This window comes from Thermocrispum municipale DSM 44069 (assembly GCF_000427825.1).
Classification (GTDB): domain Bacteria; phylum Actinomycetota; class Actinomycetes; order Mycobacteriales; family Pseudonocardiaceae; genus Thermocrispum; species Thermocrispum municipale.
The window spans coordinates 41900-65305 of the sequence record NZ_KE386593.1 but is presented as its reverse complement, the minus strand read 5'-3'; the positions used below and the strand labels follow the sequence as shown (position 1 = coordinate 65305).

Below are 23406 nucleotides of genomic sequence, written 5' to 3'. Positions count from 1 at the left end.
GAGATTCGGGGCTGACAGCAGCGGCGCGGCTTCGGCGTCGAGCGTCCGGAGACCGCGCCGTCAGTCCGCCATCAGCCCGGTGCGCCAGGCCCAGGCGGCCACCTCGACCCGGTTGCGGGCGCCGATCTTGGCCTGCGCCGATGCCAGGTGCGTCTTCACCGTCGACAGCGACAGGAACAGCTCCGAACCGATCTCGGTGTTGGTCAACCCGCGTGCGACGGCCCGCACCACATCGGTCTCCCGTGGCGTGAGCGGCTCGCTCGGCTGGTCCTCCGCGGCGGTGCTGCGTGCCGGTTTGTTGAAGTGCTGCAGCAGCCGCACGGTGATCTGCGGCGACACCAGCGCGTCGCCCCGTTCGGCCGCGCGCACCGCCTCGATCAACAACGACGCGCCTGCGTCCTTCAGCAGGAATCCGCTGGCGCCGTTCTGCAACGCCGTGTGCACGTATTCGTCCAGGTCGAACGTGGTCACCACGACGACCCGCAGCGGATCGCTGACCTCCGGTCCGGCCAGCTGGCGGGTGACTTCCAGACCGTCGAGCCCGGGCATGCGGATGTCCAGCAGGCACACGTCCGGCCGCAGCTCCCTGGCTTTCCGTACCGCCTCGACGCCGTCTGCGACGTCGGCCACGACCTCGATGTCCGGTTGCGCGTCGAGGATCATCCGAAAACCCATCCGGACCATTTCCTGGTCGTCGGCGATCAGTACACGGATGGTCATTTCCGGTTGTCCTCCACAGTGAGCGGTAGCCACGCTTCCACGACCCAGCCACCGTCCGGGGCCGGGCCGACCGACAGTCTGCCGTGCAGCAACGCGACGCGTTCACGCATCCCCACCAGGCCGTAGCCGCTGTCCCGCCACGACGGCTTCTTGGCCGACTTCGCCGGCTTCTTGGGTTCGCCGCCACCGCGACCGTTGTCGCTGACCCGGATGCCGAGTTGCTGCTCGACCACCCCGACCACGACGCGCACCTCGGTGGCGTCGGTGGCGTGCTTGCCGATGTTGGTCAACGCTTCCTGCACGATGCGCAGTGCGGACCGGGCGACCTCCGGCGGAAGGTCCGCGCTGATCTCCGTCTGCAGCACGGTCGGGACGCCGTGCGTCGAGTTGTCGACCAATTTGCGCAGGTCGGCGGCCAGATCCATGGTGGCGTCCTCGGTCGGGGTGTCGCTCGGCTCTCCGGAGCGGATGCTGGCGACCAGCCGGCGCATCGCGGTCATCGCCTCGATCCCGGCCGCTTCGATCCGGTCGAACGCCTCCTGGGTGAGCTTCGGGTCGTTCTTCGCGACCATCTTGGCGGCCTGCGCCTGCACCACGATGCCGGTGACGTGGTGCGCGACGACGTCGTGCAGTTCGCGCGCCAACGCCATGCGTTCGGCCGATTTGGCCTCGGCGACGGCTGCGCTCATCAATTGCGCGCGTGCCGCGTCTCGCGACCGCAGGTACAAACCGAGAGCGACCGCCAAGCCGAGGAACAGCAGGGCGGTGATGGCGAGTCGTTGCAGCTCGCTTCCGGTGGTCCGCAACGCGGTGGTGATGGCGACCGCGACCGACATCACCGCGATCACCCCGGTGGCCGCTTCCGGTTTGCGGTAGCGCACCAGGTTCACCGACACGACGATTCCGGCCAACACGTGCACGGCAGGCAGTGGCGCATTTCCGACACCGGGGAAGTCGACGTCCCACGCTCCGCCGAGGATCCCACTGACCAGGAACACCCCGGCCAACCCGAAACCGGCGGTGATCGGATGCTGCACGGACAGCACCGCGAGCCCGGCCGCGGCCAGCGACAACAGCACGACGGCCATGCCGAACAGCGAGCCGGACGAGTTGACGAACTCCAGGAAGAGGAACAGGGCGAGGACGCCGATGAGCGGCCACTGCGTCAGGTACACCGCGTAGCGGCTGGACTCGTCGGGAAACGCGGGCTTGCCGGTCGTCTTGCGCCTGCCGAAGACCACCGCGGCCACAAGCAGCACGAAACCGACGAACAGCGTGTCCGAGTGCGGATGCCCGCTGCCGCGGATCGACACCGCGGCCAGGCACCCGACGACCAGCATCGCGGTGGCCGCGACCGCCCGTGGCGTCGGCAGCATCCGGTGTGCCAGCACGACCAGCTGGAGGCCTGCGACCGTCTCCGCCAGCGAAATCCCGGTGAGCAGCGACGTGTAACCGCCCGAGCGCATCTCCGCCAGCGGTGAGACGAGAACGAGCGCCAGTGAACCGAGCCCGGCCCCGAGCATCGGATTCTTCCGCCCCACCACCGCGCACGCGGCCAGCACGACGCTGCCCGGCACCATCATCAGCGCGTGCCAGCGACCCTGGAACGGGTAGAAGTTCTGGTGGTCCGCGGTGAGCAGGTCGGTGACGGCGACGACGACGTCCGCCATGACCGCCGCTGCCAGCAACGCGCCGAACAGGCCCAACCGGCGCCACGCCGCCTGCACCGTGGCCCAGCGCGGCTGCTCGTCCGACGGCGGACGGTGCGCTGTCGTCGTCGAGGAATCGGATTGCACAACGAGACATTAGGCCACCCGCGGAGGGGATGCCCTCAGCTCTGCGGCCGATTCCGCCTCGGTCACTCGGCCGAGGCAACACCACACGCATGCGGCCTATCGCCCGATGTGTCCGCACCCGGCTGACCGCGAGGCTCTGGAGTCGACAAGCCCACTCGACTTGGAGGCTCATGTGCTCGGTCAGGAACCATCCACGGTGCAGAACGTGCTCGCGCCGCCGGCCATCTCCGGCAGGCGCCTGGTGAAGAACTACGGCCCGCATCGCGCGCTGGCCGGTGTCGACATCGATGTGCGGCGCGGTGAGGCGGTCGCGATCGTCGGCCCGTCCGGGTCGGGCAAGTCGACGTTGCTGCATGTGCTGGCGGGCATCGTCGCGGCCGACCACGGCGAGGTTCACCTGGGCGGATCGCGCATCGACAACCTGTCCGAGGCGCGCCGCAGTCTGTTGCGCCGCAGCGAGTTCGGCTTCGTGTTCCAGCAGGGAATGCTGGTCGCCGAGCTCACCGCCGAGGAGAACGTGGCGCTGCCGATGCTGCTGGGCGGCTCCGATCGCGGGCAGGCGCTGCAGGCCGCCCGCCACTGGCTGGACCGGCTGGGCCTGGCCGGCCGCTACGGCAGCTTCCCGGGGGAGCTGTCCGGCGGGCAGGCTCAGCGGGTGGCGATCGCGCGGGCGCTCGCGCACCAGCCGTCGGTGGTGTTCGCCGACGAGCCGACCGGCCAGCTGGACAGCCGCACCGGCGCGGAGATCATGAACGTGCTGCTGGAGATCTGTGCGGAGACCCAGGCGGCGATCCTGGTCGTCACGCACGACCGGGAGCTGGCCGCCCGCGCCACCCGTTCCGTCGCCATCCGGGACGGCCAGATCGAGTCGGCGGTGTTGACCGCATGAACGCGTTCCGGATCGCACTGCGGGTGCTGCGGGTCGATCGCCGCACCCGGACGTCGGCGCTGCTGACCGCGGTCGGTGTCACGGTGGCGACATCGTTGGTGCTGCTTCTGCTCGGGCTGCCGTACGCGGTCGACGCCCGCGAGGCGCGCACCGCATGGCAGCAGGGCGCGGTCACTTCCGAGGTCGCGCCCGAGGAGGCAAAAGCGCTGATCAAGACCAGTCGGGACCGCGCGGCCGGGGAAATCATCGAGCGGATGGACATCGCGCTGACTCAGCACGGCGAACTGCCGCCGCCACCCGGCGTGGACAAGTTCCCGGGGCCCGGTGAGTCGCTGGTGTCGCCGGCGCTGGCGGAGCTCATCGACGACCAACCGGCCTCGGTGGTCGGGGAGCGCTTCGGCAAGGTCGTCGGGGTCATCGGATCCGACGGACTCAGGCACGACAATCAGCTGTTCGCCCTGGTGGGGCAGTCGCCGACCGGCATCGGCGACGCCAACCCGATCAACGAGTTCGCCACCCCGTTCGGATTCGCCGACGACGAACTGGAACTGCTCGCCGGGGTCGGCCTGGTGGTGTTGCTGGTGCCCAGCCTGGTGCTGGTCGCTTCGGCCGCTCGCCTCACCGCGACCCGCAGGGAGCAGCGGTTGGCCGCGTTCCGGTTAGCGGGCGCGACGCCGCGGCAGGTAGTGGCCATGGTGGTCGCCGAGCTGGCTATTCCGACGGTCGTCGGCGTGGTGCTCGGCGTGGTGGTGAACCCGCTGGTCCGGTGGTGGGCGTCGGGCGTTCCGTGGGACGGCAGTGAGTGGTATCCCGCCGACTTGGCGACGCCGACCTGGCTCGTCGTCGTCGCGGTCGTCGTGCTGCCGTTGTTGGTGCTCGGTGCGGCCGTGCTGGGCCTGCGACGGGTGGTGATCACCCCGCTCGGCGCGGTCCGAAGCACGCCGAACAAGCCGCTCGGCGCGTGGCGGGTGCTCGCGCTGCCTGCGGCGCTCGCCGCCTTCTGGTTCGCCGCGCGCTCCGGAGAAAGCCTCGCGGTGGTGCTGATCGCGCTGGCCGCGCTGATCGGTTCGGCGACCGTCATCGGTCCGTGGGTGACCGCGGTGGTCGGGCGCGGACTGGTGAAGTCGTGGCGGGGTCCCGCCGGGCTGCTCGCCGGGCGGCGGCTGCACACCGATCCGAAAGCCGCCTACCGGTCGTCCTCGGGGGTCGTGTTGGCGGTGTTCGTCGGCACCATGGCGTTGACCCTGCTGCCGACGATCGAGGGCGCCGAGCTGGCGCCGCGGGATCCGATGTTCGCCGCGTCGACGCTGCGGACGTTCACCAGCGCCGAGCACGCGGACGACATCGTCAAGCAGATCGACGACCGGCTGAAGCGCTACGGCCAGCAGGAGCGGGCCGTGCGGCTGGACGAGGTCGTGCTGACCGACAGCGACGGAGCCGAGTACGGAGCGGTCGTCGGTAGGTGCGCGGAGGCGGCCCCGGTGCTCGGCCTCTCGCCGCAGATGTGCCGGAACGAGCCTGCCGTCTACGGCATGCCGACCCGCCCGAAGGGGATCGCGGCGGAATCCGGGGACCAGATCAAGGCGCTCCCCACGAACGTGCCGACCGCGGACCTGCCGCGACCGGTCGCGCTGATCGACCCCGAGCTGGTGCCGGAGAGCGTGCAGCCGGTGTCGTCGATCGTCGCGGTGGCGACGACGGATGCCAACCGCGACCCGATCCGTACCGCGATGGTGGCCGGTTCGGCGGGCAATCAGGTGACGTCGGACCAGGACCTGGTGCTCAACGGCAGCAACCACCTCGACGAGCTGCGCCGGGTCACCGCGATCGGGATCGTCATCGCCGGGTTGCTGGCCGGGTGCAGTGCGGCCATCGCGACGGCGGGATCGGTGATGGATCGACGCCGCACCTTCGGCGCCATGATCGCTGCAGGCACGCAGATGTCGGTGCTCGCCCGCACGCTGCGGGTGGAGGCGTCCCTGCCCGCGGTGATCGCCACGTTCGGCGCCGGGCTCGCCGGGGTGTTCGTCGGCGTGATGCTGCTCGGGTTGATCGACAGTCCGTTGGAGCTCGTGTTGAGCCCGTGGTTGCTCGCCCCTGTGGTGGTCGGGGTGATCGTCGCCGTGCTCGCCGCCTCGGTGTGCGGTCCTGCGCTGCGACGGGTGCGACAGGAGCCGCTCAGCGACGAGTAGCGGTTCTTGTGCGGCGTGGGCCGGCCTTCTCGGGGGAGGGCCGGCCCACGCACGTGTGCGCTTGGGGGTGACGTCGGAGATCGGGCGCTGAGGGATTGCCTGCGTGGCGGCCGCGGGTGGCGCGGGGGCCTGAGGGATTGCCGGCGTGATGGTCGGGATGGCGTCGGGGGAATCGGGCGCCGAGGGGCGGCCCGCGTGTGCTGTCGGGATGACGGGGGAGTCGGGCGCCGAGGGGCGGCCCGCGTGTGCTGTCGGGATGACGGGGGAATCGGGCGCCGAGGGGCGGTCCGTGGGCGTGCGCGGCCGGAGCGACGTGGGACTGCTCGCTGTCCGGGCACGACGCGCGCCCATGATCATTTCCGGCTCCGCCCGAGATGACCCGGCCACATCCCTCCGCCCGTGCCCTCGGTGACCGCCCACGCCTCCCGGTCACGTGGCGGACCGCCACCCGGCCCGCCTCGGCCATTCGGCCGAGGCACGACCGGCCGAGGGGACCAGGTGGTCATGACCGCTCGACCGATCCGCTGACCTGGTGTTTTGCCGCATTCTTGAGTCAATCGGGCCGGAGGGGCCCACCGGACGAGGAGCACATCATGATCGTTCTGCAGCTGATCGCCGTCGCCGTCGCCCTGCTGGTGCTGGTCGCCATGGCCGCCGCGCCCCACCTGCAGGACTGGCACGAGCGGACCCCGGTGTGGCACGACGAACCGGAGACCGCCCACGGGCTGGCGGCCTACCACAGCGTGGCGCTCTGACGGTGTCAGAACGGGGTGTTGGCGAAGCCGTGGACCGCGATCTTGTGCAGCAGGTCGCGATAGACCTCGATGTCCGCGGTCGGATCGCCGGTGACGCCGAGCGTGCCGAGCATGCGCTCGTACTCGCGCTGGGTGTTCGGACCCCAGATGCCGTCGATGTCCAAGCCGGAACCCTGGAATCGGTTGCAGGTGGCTTGGACGAAGTTCGTCGCCGACTCGCCGCTGGTGCTCAACAGCGGCGGCATGCTCGCGAAATCGGCGTGGAAGTGGTCGTGGTGGTTCGGGTACCACCCGTCCAGAACGTAGCAGAACTGCCGCCGCAGCGTCGCTTCGACGCCCAGGTACCGGCGGGCCACGGCGTCATCGCTCGACGTGTGGTCGCCGTCGAGCGGTGAACTGACCTGACCGCTGTCCCATTGCACGACGTCCAGATCCATCGCGGTGCCCGCGCCGTGCTGCCCCTCCTTGTTCACGTAAAACCCGGCGGAAACGAGATATTGCACATTTCCGTAACCGGCTTCCTGGGCGATCGACCGCAGCTCGCGAATCCACACCACGAGTGTGTCGAGGAATTCCTGCGTACATTGCCACGTCACCGGGTCCTGATTTCCCGGGTTCGACCGCCAGTAATAGACCGGGGTGCCGTCGATGTCGCTGAACGACACCATCGCGGCCGACTTCGGCGCCCGCATGCCCTCCGGGAGTTCGGTCCCGGCCGACCGCGCGACCGCGCTCACCGTGGGCGGGATCATCAGCGTAGCGGCCCCAGCAGCGGCGACACCGCCGATCGCGCCGAGGAACGCTCGCCTGCCGAGCGGAGGTGTCTGGTTGTTGTCCTTCGGTGCAGAATGCACGGTTGTCGCCCTCCCGTACGTGGTTGACCCAAAGGTGTGGCACGATAGCGGGCCGCGCCACGGACGAGTAGCTACTTTGTGCGGGAACCGGACAAAAAATCGCTATCCGGGAAAACTGTTGATCGTCGCGGTATCCCGACGAAAGTGGGACATATTCAGCGTGGTCGGGTCGATCAATTGATTTTCGCATGAACTGAATGCGGAACTATTTTCGTGTCGGGGACATGCACAACAAGAACAGAAACACTGCCACGATTTTCGGCCGATTGGGTGCCGCGACGACGACCGCGGCTTCGGCACTGGTTCTCGCCTGCGGAACGGCGTTGGCCGACGCCGAGGTCGACAAGCCGTCGGACCCGGCCCTGACCGCGGAAGCCAACGAGCACCTCCGCGGCACGATCGGCCGCCTGTACACCCACTTCCCCGGTCAGGACGAGGGTGCCCGGGTCATCTCCACCGCGACCGTGGTCGACAGCGAGAGCGGCGACGTGATCCTCGGCGCGGGCCATGCCGTCTACAACGACAAAGGCGAGTTGGCCGACCTGGTCGAGTTCGTCCCCGGCCTGCACGAGGACGAGCAGCCGTTCGGCACGTGGCAGGCGAAGAAGTGGGTGGTGCCGGACGCCTACGTCGAGTCCGAGCGGGCAACCGACGACTTTGCCGTCGTCGTGCTGGAGACCGACGAGGAGGGCAGGCACATCGAGGACGTCGTCGGTGGCGGTCACCAGATCTGCTTCGACTGCGCCAACCCCGGCGCAGAGCCGCAGCACGCCAAGGTCTACGGCTACCCGGGTGAGCACGAGGGCGGCCAGGTGCTCGACATGAGCTGCCAGGCGCAGGTGCAGTTCCAGGAGAACCGGCGGTTCGGCTACTGCGACAACGACGTCGACGCGCCGGGCGGCGGCGCCAGCGGAACGGCGCTGATCGCCGATGTCGACGGCGAGTCCGGTACCGGCACGATCATCGGCGTCTACACCTGCAAGGTCGGCGACGAACTGTGCGGGACTCCGTTGACCGGCCCGGAGCAGGAGATCTTCGACGAGAACCAGGGTGCGGTCGGACGGAAGAGCTGACGCGAACGCCCGAACTGCACATCCGAACACTGCGAGGGCACTGCGAGCCGCCTGGCGTTCGCGTGGCGGGATCGGCTCCTGGGCTGCCATCGCGGTCTCGGCGAACCCTCCACACCGGCAAACGAAACGGGCCGGACCCGCCTGGGCCCGGCCCGTTTCCAACGCGGTAGCGGTGGGATTTGAACCCACGGAACGGGGTTACCGTTCACTCGCTTTCGAGGCGAGCTCCTTCGGCCGCTCGGACACGCTACCGCCGAATAGGCTACCGGACGGCGTGCGCACTGTCCGAGGGGGGCGGTCACCTTCGCCGTCGCCGGCGACCGGCGCTCTCCTCGACCGGGCGACTATTCGGCGGACTTGTCCTGGTCGCCGGAGTCCTTGCCGCCGGTGACCTTCTCCGCGAGGCCGCCGCCCACTTCCTTGGCCTTGTCGGCGATGTCGCTGCCGACCTCCTTGGCCTTCTCGGCCACGGACTCCGCCACGCCGGAGGCGGCTTCGACGGCGTCGGCCGCCTTCTCCCGTGCTCCGCCGAACAAGCCCTTGACCTTGTCGATGATGCTCATGCTGGTTGTTCTCCCACTCGGATCGAGTTGGTCGGGGGGATACCGGATCATGCCCGGCGAACCAGCAGGAAGCGACGAGCCTTGCCGAGCGTTCACCCGCAGGTGTCACGGTGGTCGGCGAAGAACCGCTCCACCAGCTCGGCGCACTCGTGCTCCAGGACGCCGCCGACGACCTCCGGCCGGTGGTTCAACCGACGATCACGCACCACGTCCCACAACGAGCCGACCGCTCCGGTGCGGGGTTGCCACGCGCCGAAAACCACCCGGGCGACGCGGGACAGCACCGCGGCGCCGGCGCACATGGTGCACGGTTCGACGGTGACCGCGAGCGTGCACCCTTCCAGTCGCCAGCCGTCACCCCACTTGGCCGCGGCTTGCCGGAGCGCGAGGACCTCGGCATGCGCGGTGGGGTCGCCGAGTCGCTCGCGCGCGTTGGCCGCGCCGGCAAGGATCTCGCCGTGCGGGTCCAACACGACAGCACCGATCGGCACATCGTCGCTGCCCGCCGTGCGCGCTTCGGCCAGTGCGGCGCGGACAGCTTCCTCATAGGCCTCGTACATCGTCAGGTTCGTTGCAGCGCTTCGTCGAACTGTTCGCCGAAGCCGCAGCGCTGCGCGATCATCCTCAGCTGCTCGTCCGGATACAAGTCCTCGTCACCGGCGATCATCGCGAGCTCCTCGGCAGGCAGGCCCAGGTCGGCAGCGATGGCGAGGTCGCCTTCCGGCCAGACCGCGTCATCGTCCTCGTCAGGCGTGGGCACTCGCAGCATATCCAGCACGTCTGCGGCGATGTCGTAGTCGAGCGCCGCCGTGGCGTCCGACAACAAGAGCTCGGCGCCACCAGGGGCCGGCCGGATCAGCACGAAGAACTCGTCGTCGACACCGAGCAGCGCCAACACCGCGCCTTCCACGGCGACCTTGCGTACTTCGGTCAATGCGGCGTCCAAGCTGGTCAGCGCGGTGTTCGGCAGGGGCCTGCACCACCACCTGCCGCCTTCCAGCGCAGCCTCGATCGCGAAACCGGCAACCGGTTCTCGAGCGTTCATGGCGTGCCTTCGGTGACCGCAGCCGTCATCACGCAACGGTAGGACGAAACCGCAGTTCGCGCGAGATCAAGCAGGACGGCCGACGGGCACGATGTCCGTGGTATCGGGCAGACTGGCGCACTGTGCGCGACGTATGTGTGGTCGGACTCGGCCTGATCGGTGGTTCGGTGCTGCGTGCCGCGGCGAAGGCGGACCGGCAAGTCTGGGGCGCGGCCGCCTCGGACGAGGACGTCGCGGCGGCCAGGGCGGACGGCTTCGACGCCACGACCTCGCTGCCCGACGCGCTGGCCAGGGCCGCCGAGCGGGACGCGATCGTGGTGCTCGCGGTCCCGTTGACCGCGGTCGACGCCGTGCTGCGCCAAGTGGCGGAACACGCCCCGGGTGTGCTGCTCACCGACGCGGTCAGCGTGAAGCAGCCGGTGCAGGAGTCGGTGCGCCGGCTCGCGCCGGAGGCCCGCTTCGTCGGCGGGCATCCGATGGCGGGGACGACCGAGTCGGGCTGGCCCGCGGGCAAGGCCGACTTGTTCGCCGGTGCGGCGTGGGCGTTGTGTCTGGCCCACGACACCGAGTTGACGTGGTGGGCGGAGATCGCGCAGCTGGCCGTGGAGTTCGGCGCGCAGGTCGTACCGGTCACGGCGGAGCTCCACGACGCCGCGGTCGCCCGTATCTCGCATTTGCCGCACGTGCTGGCCGCCGTCCTGGCCGCGATCGGCGCGGAAGGTGGTCCGTTGACCTTGTCCCTGGCCGCAGGCTCGTTCGCCGATGGCACGCGGGTTGCCGGGTCGCGGGTGGAGCTCGTGCGAGCGATGACGGAAGGCAACCGGGCCGCGCTGCTGCCGGCGTTGGACACTGCTTTGGGGATGCTGGGCGCGGCGCGTGGCTCGCTCGCGTCGACGGGCTCGCTGGGGGCGACCATCAAAGCCGGGCATGCCGGAGCACAGGCGCTGGCCACTATGCGCTCAGCGGACTACACGTCGGTTCGCATCGACTTGCGAGCGCAGGACGCCTCGGATGCGTTGCTGGCGCTGGGGGAGCAGGGTGGTCGCGTGACCGCAGTGGAGGGAAGTACGGCGTTGGGGCGAGTCCCGGTGACGAATCAGGCTGCCGACCCGCGGTGACGCGGCCGGCAGCCTGATCGCTGCGTGCTGAGGGTCGCTACGAGCTGGACGGTCCGGTCGGGCCGTGGCCTTCGTGGGGGCTGCCCGGCTTAGGGCCGCCACCGGGCTTGTCCGATGCGCCTTGCGCGCCTGGCCGCCCTGGGGTGGGGCGGCTCTGCTCGCCGGAGCCGCTGGTGTGGCGTGGGGCCTCGGTGTGACTTGCGCTTTGCGGGCGTGGCCCTGGGGTGGGGCCGCTCTGCCCGCTGGAGCCGCTGGTGTGGCGTGGCGCCTCTGAGTGACTCCCGCTCTTGCCCGCCTGGCCGGGTCCGTCGGCGTTGCCCTGGCCTTCCACGAAGTTCTTGGCCTTCTCGGCGACGTTGTCGATGGTCTCCGACTTGCCCTTGAACTTGTTCTTGGCGAAGCCTGCCGCCTTGTCGATCCCGCCGCTGACCTTGTCGCCGTGCTGGCTCAACGCCTCCTTGGCCTTGTTGGCGAGCTTGCCGAAGTCGACCATGGCGTGCACTTCCTCTCTTCTCCCCGGCAGGTGCCGGGGCTGTCGTCCGCCGCCGCGGGATGAGCCCGGGTGACGCTTCACTCCCTGTCACCCGGGCTCCGCCGCGCGGTGTCGGCTCCCGTCTTCGTCCATCCCAACCGTGCACGCGGATCCCCGCAACGCGAGGTCACCCGCCCGGAGGGGACGCCGTAGGACCGGGTTCCCCACTGAGCGGGCGGATTAATCTCCGCGGCTGCGGATTTCATTCGGTCGCGCCGCGGCCGCGCAACAGGGTGCCTGCGGCGGCATACGCGCGCTCCAGGTCGACGGCGTCCGGGGCGATGCGCCACTGCTGGTGGATGCCCATGGCCATGTCGAGCAGGACGATGCTCAGCTCATCGGCGCGGCCTTCGCCGGCGAGTCCCGTGGCCTCGATCCACGCTTGGATCTGGTCGCGCAGGGCGTGGCACTGCGGTGCCCGCCGCCTTGGGTTGGGCGCCGGGAGTATGGGGACTGGTTGCCGGCGTCCTGCTCGGCCGGTCGCCGTTCCTCGTCTTCCTGCTCCCCGGCGTGTTGCTCGTGCAGGCGGCACAGAAGAATCCGTCGAGAACCGATGTGGGCTGAACCTCCGGTCGGTGGCTGGAGGTTGGGGTGCGACGCGCGGACGGGTAAATCCTTTTCGCGCGGTTGGTTTCCACCGACGGCCACGCCGTAACACGGCCGTTCCTCCGCGGGCGCGGGCGGGAAACTCGCATCACCCACTGTTGCGGCACTGGCCGTCGGCGATCGATCCGACGGCAGACGACGGGAGGCCGAGATGACGGATCAGGCAACGCGCAGGCCCGCAGTGTCGTGGCAGGTCGATCAGTGGTTGCGGCGCCGGAGCAGCCACGCGTCCGACTGGCCGGTGGAGAAGCTGTTGTCGCTCAAGGGTGCCGCCACCGTCAGCGTGGTCATCCCTGCCCGCAACGAGGCGTCGACCGTGGGCGAGATCGTCCGAACCATTCGCGGCGAACTCGTCGACCGTGCCGGGCTGGTCGACGAGCTGGTGGTGGTCGACTCCCGCTCGACCGACGACACCGCCCGCGTGGCGGCGCAGGCCGGGGCGACGGTGGTGGCCGAGCAGGAGGTACTCGCTCAGCTGCCGCCGATGCAGGGCAAGGGCGAGGCGCTGTGGAAGGGCATGGCCGCATCCACCGGCGACCTGGTGGTCTTCGTCGACGGCGATCTGCGCGAATTCTCCGCCACGTACGTCACCGGACTGCTCGGGCCGCTGCTGGCCGACGAGTCCGTCGTCTACGTCAAAGGCTTTTACCGCAGGCCGTTCGTCGGGGACGGCGAGGTGCAGCCCGACGGCGGCGGCCGGGTCACCGAGCTGGTCGCGCGACCGCTGCTGAACATGCACTGGCCGTCGCTCGCCGGGTTCGTGCAGCCGCTCGCCGGGGAGTACGCGGGCAGGCGCGAGGCCCTCGAGCAGATCCCGTTCATGGCGCACTACGGCGTGGAGATCGGTCACCTCATCGATTTGCACGAGCGCTACGGCCTGGACGCACTGGCCCAGGTCGACCTCGGCCAGCGCAAACACCGCCACCAGTCGCTGCGGGACCTCGGGGTGATGGCAAGCCAGATCATGCTGACCGTCAACGACCGGCTGGAGCGCTACGGCCGGATGATTCCGGTCGACGGCCCGGCCACCACGCTCACCCAGTTCCGGCACGGCGCCGATCCGGTGGTCAGGGAGTTGACCATGGACGCCCGCCCGCCGCTGCGCTCACTGCGCAGCCGCACCGCTTGATCAGGCCGGACGGGAGCTGTTGGCCCGCAGGATCTCTTCCTGGTACGGCGCCACGACCTCGGGCGACACCCGCAGGTCGAGCAGCAGGAACGGACGCTCCTGCGGCGACCGGGCACGCCACTCGGCCAGCGCATCGAGGTCCTTGAGGGTGCGTACGACGACACCCTGCGCGCCGACTGCCCGGGCAAGCGCAGCGAAGTCGACCTCGTCGATCACCATCGGCTCGCGCGCCAGACCCTGCCGACCGTAGACGTGCACCTCAGCGCCGTACGCGCCGTCGTTCCACACCACCGCCATGCCGCGGCCCCCAGCGACCCGGACCGCGGACTCCAGGTCGGCAGCCGCCATCAGTCCGCCCCCGTCACCGGTAGTCAGCACGACCGTCGACTCCGGCTTCGCCCTGGCCGCGCCCGCGACGCTGGGGAAGCCGAGCCCGATCGACTGGAACGCCGTGCCGACCATGATCATCCGGTCCGGGGAGGCGACCGGCCAGTACATGTTCGCCCAGCCGATGAAGTGTCCGCCGTCGGAGACCACCACGCGGTCCTCCGGCAGCAGCTCGGCGATCCGGCAGGCGGCGCTGCGCGGGTCCAGCCGCCCGTCCGGGGCCAGTTCCTCACCCGGGTGGTAGGTGCGAGCGGCGGTCACGTCGACCGATTCCCGCCAGCCGCTCGGCTTGGCCTCGATGCGCTCCAGTTCGTCGAGCAGCTGTTCGGAGACCACGCGCGCGTCGCCGCGGACGTAGCCGCTGACGAACGGGTGGGTGGAGGTCTGCGCGACGTCGACCTGCAACACCTCGGTGCCCGGGCCGAACAGCTGCCCGAACCGCATCGTGAACTGGTTCAGTCCGGCGCCGACCACGAGCACGACGTCCGCTTGCGCCACCAGGTCCATCGCGCCATCCGCGCCGAAGCCGCCCGCCACACCCAGGTCGTAGGCGTCGTCGAACAGACCGCGCCCCAACGCCGTCGTCGTGGTCAGCGCACCCAAGCGGTCGGCGATCTGCCGCAGCACCGGCCCGGCGCCGGACAACCACGCACCCCGCCCGGCCAGCAGCAACGGACGCTGCGCGCCGGCCAAACGCTCGGCGAACCGGCGCACCTGCGCCTGCGCGAACGCGCCGGTCGGACGCAGCGGCTCCAGCAGACGTGGCTCGGGCGGCTCGGCCTCGACCTCGCCACCCTGGGTCGAGGTGGTCACCACTTCGGTCTTGACGACGTCGTAGGGGAGCGCGAGCACCGCAGGCACCCGATAACTCAGGGCGTGCTCGACGGCGAGGATCACCGTGCCGCCCGCGTCCGCTCGCCCCACCGTGTACGTGCGCGCACCCACTGCCGAGGCGAGCGCGATCTGGTCGACGTCCCACGGGCGGTGACCGGACGTCGGCGCTTCGCCCGCGATGACGATCAGCGGCACCCGCGCCTGCGCGGCTTCGGCAAGCGCGGTGATCGTGTTGGTGAACCCGGCGCCGTAGGTCGCGGTCGCGGCCGCCAGCCGACCGGACGCCCGGAAGTAGGCGTCGGCGGCGACGACGCAGCCGACCTCGTGGCGCATCGGCGTGTAGCCGACGTTGGTGTCGCGCTCGAGTGCGTCGATGAGGTGGGCGTTGCCGTTGCCCATCACGCCGAACACGTGGTCTACGTGCCGGGACAGGGTGTGGGCGACGTGTGCGGAAAGCGTGGTCACGCAAGTCCTCCGGGGTCTCTCAGCCGGTGCCCGAGGGTCGCCCGAGCGAACCGGCGTGGGGCAATGCGGGTCAGCGTTGCGGCAGCAGGCTACGGGAGAAGAACTCCGCCAGCTCTTCTTTCGCCGTCAGCGGCAGGATCGCTGCGACGTACTGGTCCGGCCGCACCACGACCACCACGCCGTCGCGCGACAGCCCACGCTCGTCGAAGATGTCGGTGTCACACCACACGGTCGGCTTGGCTGCGAACACCTTCTCCCAGTCGACCAGGCCGAGCGGGCCCGACTTCGGGCGGAACACCGCGGGCACCTGCGTGACGTCGACTTCGTCGTATCCCTGCTGGTAGATGACCTTGACGTCGAGCACGGAGTCCGGGTCCTCGTCGGGTGGGGTGTGCCGCAGCAGCGGCGAGTCGTCCGCGGTACCCATCCACTCGGCCCAGTCCCGCAACGCCGACGGCTCGGTGGGGCCCGGCCGGTCGGCGAAGGCGTACACCCGCCAGCGGCCGTCGGCTCGCGCGTGGTGGCCCAGGTGGATGACATTGCCGTCGCTAGCCATCGTCACCTTGGCCGACTTGAACCGCATGCCGAGCGGGAACCCGGTCGCCAGGTGCTGGTGGTCGTTCGTGCCGACGATCATCGACGGCTCGTATCTCGTCATGAACCCGGACGGGAACTCCGCGGTCGCCAAGTAGTACTGCGCCAGCTCGTCGGGGTCGCTGATCTCCTCCGGCTTGCGAGCCATCAGCGACGACCACTCGCGGTCGAAGTCGATCAGCTGCTGGGCGACCGGCTGGCGCTCCGCCGAGTACGTCGCCAGCAGCGACTCCGGGCTGCGGCCGCTGACCACCAGGCCGAGCTTCCACCCGAGGTTGAAGCCGTCCTGCATCGACACGTTCATGCCCTGCCCGGCCTTCGCGCTGTGCGTGTGGCAGGCGTCGCCGGTGAGGAACACCCGCGGGGTGCGGTCCGAGCCCTCCGGGACGTCGTCGAACTTGTCGGTCACCCGGTGGCCGACGATGTAGACGCTGTGCCAGGCGACTTCCCGCACGTCGAGCGAGTACGGGTGCAGGATCTTGTTCGCGCGCCGGATGATCTCCTCGATCGGCGTCCGCTTGACCTGGTCGAAGTCCTCCGGTTCGACCTCGCCGAGGTCGATGTACATCCGGCACAAGTAGCCGCCCTCGCGCGGGATGTGCAGGATGTTGCCCGCGCTGGAGGTGATCGCACACTTGATGCGCCAGTCCGGGAAATCGGTGTTGACCAGCACGTCCATCACGCCCCAGGCGTGCTTGGCGTAGTCGCCGACGTGCTTGCGGCCGATCGCGTCACGCACCCGGCTGTGTGCGCCGTCGCAGCCCGCGACGTACTTGGCCCGCACGACGCGGGTCTCGCCCTCACGCTCACCCGCGGTGTAGCGGACCGAGACCTCGACCGGGTACTCGCCGTCGTCGGTCACCTTCAGGTCGACCATCTCGACGCCGTAGTCCGGCACGATCCGCCCGGGCCCGTTGCGGGCGGCCTCCGCGAAGTAGTCCAGCACCCTCGCCTGGTTGACGATCAGGTGCGGGAACTCGCTGATCTTGAACCCGTAGTCCTCGGTTCGCGAGGTGCGGACGATCCGGCTCGGGTCGTCCGGATCCGGGTTCCAGAAATTCATCCAGCCGATGTTGTAGGCCTCGGCGATGATCCGTTCGGCGAAGCCGAACGCCTGGAACGTCTCCACGCTGCGCGGCTGGATGCCGTCGGCCTGGCCGAGCCGCAACCGGCCGTCCCGCCGTTCGATGATGCGCGTGACGACCTGCGGGAACTGCGACAACTGTGCGGCCAGCAGCATGCCGGCGGGGCCGGAGCCGACGATGAGGACGTCCATTTCGTCGGGCAGCTCCGTCGGCCGGTCGACGCCGGTACCCGCAGCGGGCAGCACGCGCGGGTCGCCGGAGACGTAGCCGTGGTGGTGGAACTGCATCTTTGCTCCTTACTGCTGCTTGTCAGGGGCACGGCCGCGGTGCGGCCGTGCCCCCGGGACGACCGGCTCACGCCCGGCTTGCTCCCATGATGGGGCTTGCGGCCTGTTCGGCCTCGTGTTCGGTGCCCAGCGGGATGCCGGTGCGGTCGCGGATGAGCAGGGTCGCGGCGAGCCCGACGGCGGTCATGCCGAGCAGGTAGACGGTCACCGCCCCGGTGCCGCCGGTGGCCTCCAGCAGCGCTTGCGCGATCGTGCTGGCGAACGCGCCACCCGCGATCGACCCGATGGCGTAGGCGATCGAGACGCCGGAGAACCGGATCGAGGCGGGGAACAGCTCGGCGTAGTAGGCCGACGTCGGGCCGTACGTGAAGCCGAGCCCCACGCTGAGCACGGCGAACGCGGCGAACACCGAACCGATCGAGCCGATGTGGATGAGCGGGAACAGCGCGAGCACGCCGATCGCCTGCAGCACCCAGCCGAGGGTGAACGTGTTGCGGCGGCCGAGCCGGTCGCTGATCCAGCCGGCCACCAGGGTGGACACCAGCCACACCACGGCACCGCCGACCACCGTCCACAGCACGTCGCTGCGCGGCAGGCCGAGCGGGCCGTCCGGGTTGATCGTGTAGTTCTGCAGGAACGGTCCGGTGGTCATGTAGCCGACCGCGTTGTTGCCCGCGAACACCAACGCGGCGAGCAGCACCAGCACGGTGTGCTTGCGGAACAACTGGACGATCGGGGTCTTGCTCTGTGCGGCGCGCTTGGCGATCTCGGTGAAGACCGGGGTTTCCTCGACCTTGCGGCGCACGTAGTAGCCGACACCGATGAGCACGATCGACAGCAGGAACGGGATGCGCCAGCCCCACGTCAGGAATTCGTCGCCGGGAGCGAGCTGGCTCATGATCGCCATCGCCCCCGCCGCGCCGATGAGCCCGAGCGGGACGCCGATCTGCGGGCCCGCGCCGAACAGGCCGCGCTTGGCCACCGGTGCGTGTTCGCACGCCATGAGCGCGGCGCCGCCCCACTCACCGCCTGCCGAGATGCCCTGCATGATGCGCAGCAGCATCAGCAGGATCGGCGCGATCGCGCCCGCGGTCTCGTAGGTGGGCAGCACGCCGATCAGCGCGGTCGAGGCACCCATGAGCACGAGCGTGAAGACGAGGACGAGCCGGCGTCCGTAGCGGTCGCCGAGGTGACCGGCGATGGCGGCGCCGAGCGGGCGGAACAGGAAGCTGATGCCGACCGTGGTGAAGCCGACGATCGTTGCCGCGGCACCGCTGAGGCCCTCGAAGAACAGCGCAGGCAGCACGAGTGCGGCCGCCGAGGAGTAGATGAAGAAGTCGTACCACTCGACCGTGGTGCCGACGATGGTGGCAGCGACGACGCGGCGCCGCTCCCGCTGGCTGATGCCACCGCCGTTGGTGGCGTCCGAGGTGTTCATGGGAACTCCCACTGGGGTGTCGTGACGTCGGTGTCAATCGACGGGGTGAGGTTCTGCGTGTCGTGGCCCGGACAGGTGGTCACGTTTGCCCGTCTGGCGGAGGTATCGTATACGATTTCGGATACAAAACAAGGCCGAAAGGAACTCATGACCGCAACGCCGCAGGAGGTCACCGGGGACGGCGCGGGCGATGGCCGTTTCGGGGTGCTGCCGCGCAGACCCGGCAAGATCGTGGCCGTCCACCTCAGCTACGCCTCGCGCGCCGAGCAGCGTGGACGTCGCCCGGCCCATCCGTCGTACTTCTTCAAGCCGTCCAGCTCGGTCGCGCCGTCGGGGAGCACCGTCGAACGCCCCGCGGGCACCGAGTTGCTCGCGTTCGAGGGCGAGATCGCGCTGGTGATCGGCGTTGAGGCGCGGCACGTTTCGGTCGCCGACGCCTGGCGGCACGTCGGCTGGGTGACGGCCTCCAACGACCTCGGCGTCTACGACCTGCGCGCCGTCGACAAGGGATCCAACGTGCGGTCCAAGGGCCGCGACGGGTACACCCCGATCGGCCCGGCGCTGCTCGACGCCGCCGCGCTCGACCCGGCCGGGCTCCGCGTGCGGACCTGGGTCAACGGCGACCTCGTGCAGGAGGACACCACGGCGAAGCTGCTGTTCCCGCTCGCGCAGCTGGTGGCCGACCTGTCGCAACACATGACGCTCGAGGTCGGTGACGTCATCCTGACCGGCACGCCCGCGGGTTCGAGCGTCATCGGTCCCGGCGACGTGGTGGAGGTCGAGGTCGACGAACCGGCCAGCGGCGCGACCACGGGACGGCTCGTCACGACCGTGGTGGCAGGCCAGACCGCGTTCGATCCTGCGCTCGGGTCGCTGCCGCAGGTCGACGACCGGCAGCGCGAGGAGGCATGGGGCTCCCGCGAGGCGGCGGGCCTGCCGCCGAAGGGCCTCGACCCCGCGCTGCGCGCCAAGCTCGAGGCCGCGCCGACCGCTGGGCTGTCCGCTCAGCTGCGCAAGCGTGGCCTGAACGAGGTGTCGATCGACGGCGTCGCTCCGCTGCGGCCGGGCACCAAACTCGTCGGCACCGCGCGCACGCTGCGCTTCGTTCCGTACCGCAAAGACCTGTTCGCCGACCACGGCGGCGGCTACAACGCGCAGAAGCGGTGCTTCGACACCGTCGGCGAAGGCGAGGTCATCGTCATCGAGGCGCGCCGCGACCCCGGGTCGGGCACGCTCGGCGACATCCTTGCGCTGCGTGCCCGCGCTCGTGGCGCGGCGGGCGTGGTCACCGACGGCGGTGTCCGGGATTCCGCGGCCGTCGCCGACATCCTGCCCGTGTTCTCCTCCGGCAGGCACCCCGCGGTGCTCGGCCGCAAGCACGTGCCGTGGGACAGCGACGTCACGATCGCCTGCGGGGGCGCCACCGTGCAGCCAGGTGACGTCATCGTCGGCGACGACGACGGCGTGGTCGTCATCCCGCGTGCACTCGTCGAGGAGGTCGTCGACGCCGCGCTGGCGCAGGAGGAAGAGGACGCCTGGATCGCTGAGCAGGTCGCCAAGGGTGAACCGGTGGAGGGGCTGTTCCCGATGAACGCCGCGTGGCGCGCCCGCTACGAACGGGAGCGGGGGCAGTGACCGACACCGAAATCAAGATCAGCAAGTCGCAGCGCGCCTACCAGTGGATCAAGGAGCGCATCTTCAACCACCAGTTCACCCCCGGCTACCGGCTCGTGCTCGGCACGATCGCGGCCGAGCTGGACATGAGCGTGGTGCCGGTCCGTGAGGCGATCCGGCAGCTGGAGGCCGAAGGCCTGGTCACGTTCGAGCGCAACGTCGGCGCGCACGTCGCGATGCTCGACGAGGACCGCTACAGCGCGAGCATGCAGACGCTGAGCCTGATGGAAGCAGCTGCGGTCGCGCTGGCCGCGTCGTCGCTCACCGAGGAGGACCTGCGGCGTGCCCGCGAGGCCAACGAGCGCCTGCGCGGGACGCTCGAACCGCGGCGTGCGTTCGATCCGCACGCTTTCACCGTCCTCAACCAGCAGTTCCACGCGATCCTCTACCGCGCATGCCCCAATCAGCGGCTCGTCGAGCTGATCGACGCCGAGTGGGCCCGGCTGGGCAACATGCGCGACTCGATCTTCACGTTCGTGCCCGAGCGGGCGCGCGAGTCGGTTCGCGAGCACGACGAGCTGCTCGACCTGCTCGAACGCGGCGCCCCCACGCACGAGATCGAACACACCATGCGCCGCCACCGTGCCGGCACGCTGCAGGCGCTGCTGAGCCACAACCACCCCGATCAGCCGGTCGGAATGCCCGAGCTGTGACGTCAGGAGGTATCCGCATGAGCACCGACAATCCCTCCGCCGCCGCGCGGCACGTCCCGGAGGACTTGCCCGACCGCATCCAGCACTACATCGACGGCGAGCACGTCGACTCGCTCGACGGCGCCACGTTCGGTGTGCTCGAACCGGTCGGCAACACCACGTACCTGCAGTGCGCGGCGGGCAGTGCGGCGGACGTCGACCGAGCCGTGCAGGCGGCGCGCCGCGCGTTCGACGAAGGACCGTGGCCGCGCATGCTGCCGCGCGAGCGCGCCCGGGTGCTGAACCGGATCGCCGACATCGTCGAGTCCCGCGACAAGCGGCTGGCCGAGCTCGAGTCGTTCGACTCCGGGCTGCCGATCACGCAGGCGCTCGGCCAGGCCCGCCGCGCGGCCGAGAACTTCCGGTTCTTCGCCGACCTGGTGGTCGCGCAGGCCGACGACGCCTACAAGGTGCCGGGCAGGCAGGTCAACTACGTCAACCGCAAGCCGGTCGGTGTCGCCGGGCTGATCACGCCCTGGAACACGCCGTTCATGCTCGAGTCCTGGAAGCTGGCACCGGCGATCGCGACCGGCAACACCGTGGTGCTCAAGCCGGCCGAGTTCACCCCGCTGTCGGCGTCGCTGTGGGCGGGCATCTTCGAAGAGGCCGGGCTGCCGCAGGGCGTGTTCAACCTCGTGCACGGCATCGGCGAGCAGGCGGGGGACGCGCTGGTCAAGCACCCTGACGTGCCGCTGATCTCGTTCACCGGGGAAAGCCGCACCGGCGAGATCATCTTCGCCAACGCCGCACCCCACTTGAAGGGGCTGAGCATGGAGCTCGGCGGCAAGAGCCCGGCGATCGTGTTCGCCGACGCCGACCTGGACGCGGCCGTCGACGCCACGATCTTCGGGGTGTTCTCGCTCAACGGCGAGCGCTGCACCGCGGGCTCGCGCATCCTCGTGCAGCGCGAGGTCTACGACACCTTCGTCGAGCGCTACGCCGCGCAGGCCAAGCGCGTGCGGGTCGGGTACCCGCACGACCCCACCACCGAGGTGGGCGCGCTGGTGCACCCGGAGCACTTCGACAAGGTGATGAGCTACATCGAGCTGGGCAAGAGCGAAGGCAAGCTGCTCGCAGGCGGCGGTCGCCCGGCGGAATTCGGCGAGGGCAACTTCGTCGAACCGACCGTGTTCGCCGACGTGCCGCCGACCGCGCGGATCTTCCAGGAGGAGATCTTCGGCCCGGTCGTGGCGATCACCCCGTTCGACTCCGACGAGGAAGCGGTCCGCCTGGCCAACGACACCAAGTACGGGCTGGCCGCCTACGTGTGGACCAACGACCTCAAGCGCGCGCACAACGTGGCCCACGCGATCGACGCAGGCATGGTGTGGCTGAACAGCAACAACGTGCGTGACCTGCGCACACCGTTCGGCGGCATCAAGGCGTCGGGCCTCGGCCACGAGGGCGGCTACCGGTCGATCGACTTCTACACCCACCAGCAAGCCGTGCACATCACGCTCGGCAAGGTGCACAACCCCACGTTCGGCAAGGACGCGTGAGATGAGCAGGAACGACAAAACGTTGACCTCGTCGGGCTTCTACGTCTCCCAGGACGCCCCGATCGTCTGCGACAACCCGGTGCCGAAGCCGTCGGTGCCGCCACCGGACATCATCCGCTGCGCGTCGATGGAGCTGGTGGTCAGCGACCTCGCCGCGGCGCGGGAGTTTTACGTCGACGTGCTCGGCCTGGTGGTCACCGAGGAGGACGACGAGACGATCTACCTGCGCACGCTCGAGGAATTCATCCACCACAACCTCGTGCTGCGCCAGGGCCCGGTGCCCGCCACCGCCGCGTTCTCCTACCGCGTGCGCTCGCCGGAGGACCTGGACAAGGCCGTCGCCTGGTTCTCCGAACTCGGCTGCCGCGTCGAGCGTCGCAAGGAGGGCTGGGTCAAAGGCGTCGGCGACTCGGTACGTGTCGAGGACCCGCTGGGCTTCCCGTACGAGTTCTTCTACGACGTCGAGCACGTCGAGCGGCTCGCCTGGCGGTACGACCTGTACACGCCGGGTGCGCTGGTGCGGCTGGACCACTTCAACCAGGTCACCCCGGACGTGCCGCGCGCGGTGTCGTACCTGCAGAACCTCGGGTTCCGCGTCACCGAGGACATCCAGGACGACGAGGGCACGGTGTACGCGGCGTGGATGCGGCGCAAGCCGACCGTGCACGACACCGCGATGACCGGCGGCGACGGCCCGCGCATGCACCACGTCGCGTTCTCCACGCACGAAAAGCACAACGTGCTGGCGATCTGCGACAAGCTCGGCGCGCTGCGGCGGTCCGACTGCATCGAGCGCGGTCCCGGCCGTCACGGCGTGTCGAACGCGTTCTACCTGTACCTGCGCGACCCGGACGGTCACCGGGTGGAGATCTACACGCAGGACTACTACACCGGCGACCCGGACAACCCGGTCGTCACGTGGGACGTGCACGACAACCAGCGGCGTGACTGGTGGGGCAACCCGGTCGTGCCCAGCTGGTACACCGAGGCCTCGCTCGTGCTCGACCTGGACGGCAACCCGAAGCCGGTCGTCGCGCGCACCGACTCGTCGGAGATGGCGGTGACGATCGGCGCCGACGGGTTCTCCTACACCCGTAAAGACGACGACAAGCCGCTGCCGGAATGGAAGCAGGGCGAGTACAAGCTGGGCCACCAGCTCTGATCGGCCCGCTGAGCGGC

General features: G+C 69.8%; 20 protein-coding genes and 1 tRNA gene. 10 read left to right on the top strand and 11 right to left on the bottom strand.

Annotated elements, in window-relative coordinates:
- Window positions 1-60: 60 nt before the first annotated feature.
- Together YWM_RS0115680 and YWM_RS24015 are read right to left on the bottom strand one after the other, a co-directional pair.
- Window positions 61-720 (bottom strand): response regulator, encoded by a 660-nt coding sequence (locus tag YWM_RS0115680; protein WP_028851495.1) that lies wholly within the window; start codon window positions 718-720, stop codon window positions 61-63.
- Window positions 717-2516, bottom strand: a complete 1800-nt coding sequence (locus YWM_RS24015) for a sensor histidine kinase (protein WP_052344962.1) — start codon at window positions 2514-2516, stop codon at window positions 717-719. Before YWM_RS24015 ends, YWM_RS0115680 begins: the two co-directional genes overlap by 4 nt.
- Before the next feature lie 172 nt (window positions 2517-2688).
- Here YWM_RS24015 and YWM_RS0115670 point away from each other — a divergent pair, with 172 nt between their 5' ends.
- The 3 genes from YWM_RS0115670 to YWM_RS26245 all read left to right on the top strand — a co-directional run bounded on the left by YWM_RS0115670 (window position 2689) and on the right by YWM_RS26245 (window position 6352).
- On the top strand, window positions 2689-3405 hold the full coding sequence (locus tag YWM_RS0115670; protein ID WP_245566067.1) for an ABC transporter ATP-binding protein: 717 nt from the start codon (window positions 2689-2691) through the stop codon (window positions 3403-3405).
- The gene (locus YWM_RS0115665) at window positions 3402-5597 is read left to right on the top strand and encodes an FtsX-like permease family protein (RefSeq protein WP_028851493.1); all 2196 of its coding nucleotides are present in this window, start codon (window positions 3402-3404) and stop codon (window positions 5595-5597) included. Before YWM_RS0115670 ends, YWM_RS0115665 begins: the two co-directional genes overlap by 4 nt.
- 593 nt (window positions 5598-6190) lie before the next feature.
- On the top strand, window positions 6191-6352 hold the full coding sequence (locus YWM_RS26245; protein ID WP_156914803.1) for a hypothetical protein: 162 nt from the start codon (window positions 6191-6193) through the stop codon (window positions 6350-6352).
- Window positions 6353-6357: 5 nt separating this feature from the next.
- On the opposite strand, the gene YWM_RS0115655 is transcribed toward YWM_RS26245, so the two are convergent.
- Complete coding sequence (locus tag YWM_RS0115655; RefSeq protein WP_043661385.1) at window positions 6358-7206, bottom strand: hypothetical protein; 849 nt, start codon at window positions 7204-7206, stop codon at window positions 6358-6360.
- A gap of 266 nt (window positions 7207-7472) precedes the next feature.
- Between YWM_RS0115655 and YWM_RS0115650 the strand changes: the two genes are divergently transcribed.
- Entirely contained in the window at window positions 7473-8279 is an 807-nt protein-coding gene (locus YWM_RS0115650; protein WP_156914802.1) for a hypothetical protein, read from the top strand.
- A gap of 164 nt (window positions 8280-8443) precedes the next feature.
- On the opposite strand, the gene YWM_RS0115645 is transcribed toward YWM_RS0115650, so the two are convergent.
- From YWM_RS0115645 to YWM_RS0115630, 4 genes are all read right to left on the bottom strand, one after another.
- Window positions 8444-8531 (bottom strand) — tRNA-Ser (locus tag YWM_RS0115645).
- A 92-nt stretch (window positions 8532-8623) separates the two neighbouring features.
- Complete coding sequence (locus tag YWM_RS0115640; RefSeq protein ID WP_028851490.1) at window positions 8624-8842, bottom strand: hypothetical protein; 219 nt, start codon at window positions 8840-8842, stop codon at window positions 8624-8626.
- 92 nt (window positions 8843-8934) lie between these two features.
- On the bottom strand, window positions 8935-9402 hold the full coding sequence (locus YWM_RS0115635) for a nucleoside deaminase (RefSeq protein WP_028851489.1): 468 nt from the start codon (window positions 9400-9402) through the stop codon (window positions 8935-8937).
- A 2-nt stretch (window positions 9403-9404) separates the two neighbouring features.
- Window positions 9405-9887, bottom strand: coding sequence for a tRNA adenosine deaminase-associated protein (locus tag YWM_RS0115630; RefSeq protein WP_028851488.1), 483 nt, complete (start codon window positions 9885-9887; stop codon window positions 9405-9407).
- Between the two features lie 122 nt (window positions 9888-10009).
- Here YWM_RS0115630 and YWM_RS0115625 point away from each other — a divergent pair, with 122 nt between their 5' ends.
- Complete coding sequence (locus tag YWM_RS0115625; protein ID WP_245566066.1) at window positions 10010-11005, top strand: prephenate dehydrogenase; 996 nt, start codon at window positions 10010-10012, stop codon at window positions 11003-11005.
- Between the two features lie 37 nt (window positions 11006-11042).
- Here YWM_RS0115625 and YWM_RS25325 read toward each other — a convergent pair whose 3' ends face one another.
- Window positions 11043-11498, bottom strand: coding sequence for an antitoxin (locus tag YWM_RS25325; RefSeq protein WP_052344961.1), 456 nt, complete (start codon window positions 11496-11498; stop codon window positions 11043-11045).
- Between the two features lie 796 nt (window positions 11499-12294).
- On the opposite strand from YWM_RS25325, the gene YWM_RS0115610 reads away from it, so the two are divergent.
- Window positions 12295-13272: a glucosyl-3-phosphoglycerate synthase gene (locus YWM_RS0115610; RefSeq protein ID WP_028851486.1), complete on the top strand. Its 978-nt coding sequence runs from the start codon at window positions 12295-12297 to the stop codon at window positions 13270-13272.
- Here YWM_RS0115610 and YWM_RS0115605 read toward each other — a convergent pair whose 3' ends face one another.
- The 3 genes from YWM_RS0115605 to YWM_RS0115595 all read right to left on the bottom strand — a co-directional run bounded on the left by YWM_RS0115605 (window position 13273) and on the right by YWM_RS0115595 (window position 18362).
- Window positions 13273-14958, bottom strand: a complete 1686-nt coding sequence (locus YWM_RS0115605; protein WP_028851485.1) for a thiamine pyrophosphate-binding protein — start codon at window positions 14956-14958, stop codon at window positions 13273-13275. It abuts the gene before it with no gap.
- A 70-nt stretch (window positions 14959-15028) separates the two neighbouring features.
- Window positions 15029-16924, bottom strand: a complete 1896-nt coding sequence (locus YWM_RS0115600; RefSeq protein WP_028851484.1) for an FAD-binding monooxygenase — start codon at window positions 16922-16924, stop codon at window positions 15029-15031.
- 67 nt (window positions 16925-16991) lie between these two features.
- Window positions 16992-18362: an MFS transporter gene (locus YWM_RS0115595; RefSeq protein ID WP_028851483.1), complete on the bottom strand. Its 1371-nt coding sequence runs from the start codon at window positions 18360-18362 to the stop codon at window positions 16992-16994.
- 147 nt (window positions 18363-18509) lie between these two features.
- Between YWM_RS0115595 and YWM_RS0115590 the strand changes: the two genes are divergently transcribed.
- Genes YWM_RS0115590 through hpaD form a run of 4 tightly spaced genes read left to right on the top strand, consistent with a single transcriptional unit; the run spans window position 18510 to window position 23389 of the window.
- Window positions 18510-19997: a fumarylacetoacetate hydrolase family protein gene (locus YWM_RS0115590; protein WP_043661380.1), complete on the top strand. Its 1488-nt coding sequence runs from the start codon at window positions 18510-18512 to the stop codon at window positions 19995-19997.
- Window positions 19994-20689, top strand: a complete 696-nt coding sequence (locus YWM_RS0115585) for a GntR family transcriptional regulator (protein ID WP_028851481.1) — start codon at window positions 19994-19996, stop codon at window positions 20687-20689. The genes YWM_RS0115590 and YWM_RS0115585 overlap by 4 nt, the downstream gene beginning before the upstream one ends.
- A 17-nt stretch (window positions 20690-20706) precedes the next feature.
- The gene (gene hpaE / locus YWM_RS0115580; protein WP_028851480.1) at window positions 20707-22227 is read left to right on the top strand and encodes a 5-carboxymethyl-2-hydroxymuconate semialdehyde dehydrogenase; all 1521 of its coding nucleotides are present in this window, start codon (window positions 20707-20709) and stop codon (window positions 22225-22227) included.
- 1 nt (window position 22228) lies between these two features.
- On the top strand, window positions 22229-23389 hold the full coding sequence (gene hpaD / locus YWM_RS0115575) for a 3,4-dihydroxyphenylacetate 2,3-dioxygenase (protein ID WP_028851479.1): 1161 nt from the start codon (window positions 22229-22231) through the stop codon (window positions 23387-23389).
- The last annotated feature ends 17 nt before the right edge of the window (window positions 23390-23406 follow it).

What these genes read in the sequence shown, in the direction of transcription:
- YWM_RS0115635 (WP_028851489.1), bottom strand. Translation starts at nt 9,402, where the DNA reads ATGTACGAGGCCTATGAGGAAGCTGTCCGCGCCGCACTGGCCGAAGCG.
- YWM_RS0115590 (WP_043661380.1), top strand. Translation starts at nt 18,510, where the DNA reads ATGACCGCAACGCCGCAGGAGGTCACCGGGGACGGCGCGGGCGATGGC.
- hpaE (WP_028851480.1), top strand. Translation starts at nt 20,707, where the DNA reads ATGAGCACCGACAATCCCTCCGCCGCCGCGCGGCACGTCCCGGAGGAC.
- hpaD (WP_028851479.1), top strand. Translation starts at nt 22,229, where the DNA reads ATGAGCAGGAACGACAAAACGTTGACCTCGTCGGGCTTCTACGTCTCC.
- YWM_RS26245 (WP_156914803.1), top strand. Translation starts at nt 6,191, where the DNA reads ATGATCGTTCTGCAGCTGATCGCCGTCGCCGTCGCCCTGCTGGTGCTG.
- YWM_RS0115680 (WP_028851495.1), bottom strand. Translation starts at nt 720, where the DNA reads ATGACCATCCGTGTACTGATCGCCGACGACCAGGAAATGGTCCGGATG.
- YWM_RS0115610 (WP_028851486.1), top strand. Translation starts at nt 12,295, where the DNA reads ATGACGGATCAGGCAACGCGCAGGCCCGCAGTGTCGTGGCAGGTCGAT.
- YWM_RS0115600 (WP_028851484.1), bottom strand. Translation starts at nt 16,924, where the DNA reads ATGCAGTTCCACCACCACGGCTACGTCTCCGGCGACCCGCGCGTGCTG.
- YWM_RS0115630 (WP_028851488.1), bottom strand. Translation starts at nt 9,887, where the DNA reads ATGAACGCTCGAGAACCGGTTGCCGGTTTCGCGATCGAGGCTGCGCTG.
- YWM_RS0115665 (WP_028851493.1), top strand. Translation starts at nt 3,402, where the DNA reads ATGAACGCGTTCCGGATCGCACTGCGGGTGCTGCGGGTCGATCGCCGC.
- YWM_RS25325 (WP_052344961.1), bottom strand. Translation starts at nt 11,498, where the DNA reads ATGGTCGACTTCGGCAAGCTCGCCAACAAGGCCAAGGAGGCGTTGAGC.
- YWM_RS0115640 (WP_028851490.1), bottom strand. Translation starts at nt 8,842, where the DNA reads ATGAGCATCATCGACAAGGTCAAGGGCTTGTTCGGCGGAGCACGGGAG.
- YWM_RS0115595 (WP_028851483.1), bottom strand. Translation starts at nt 18,362, where the DNA reads ATGAACACCTCGGACGCCACCAACGGCGGTGGCATCAGCCAGCGGGAG.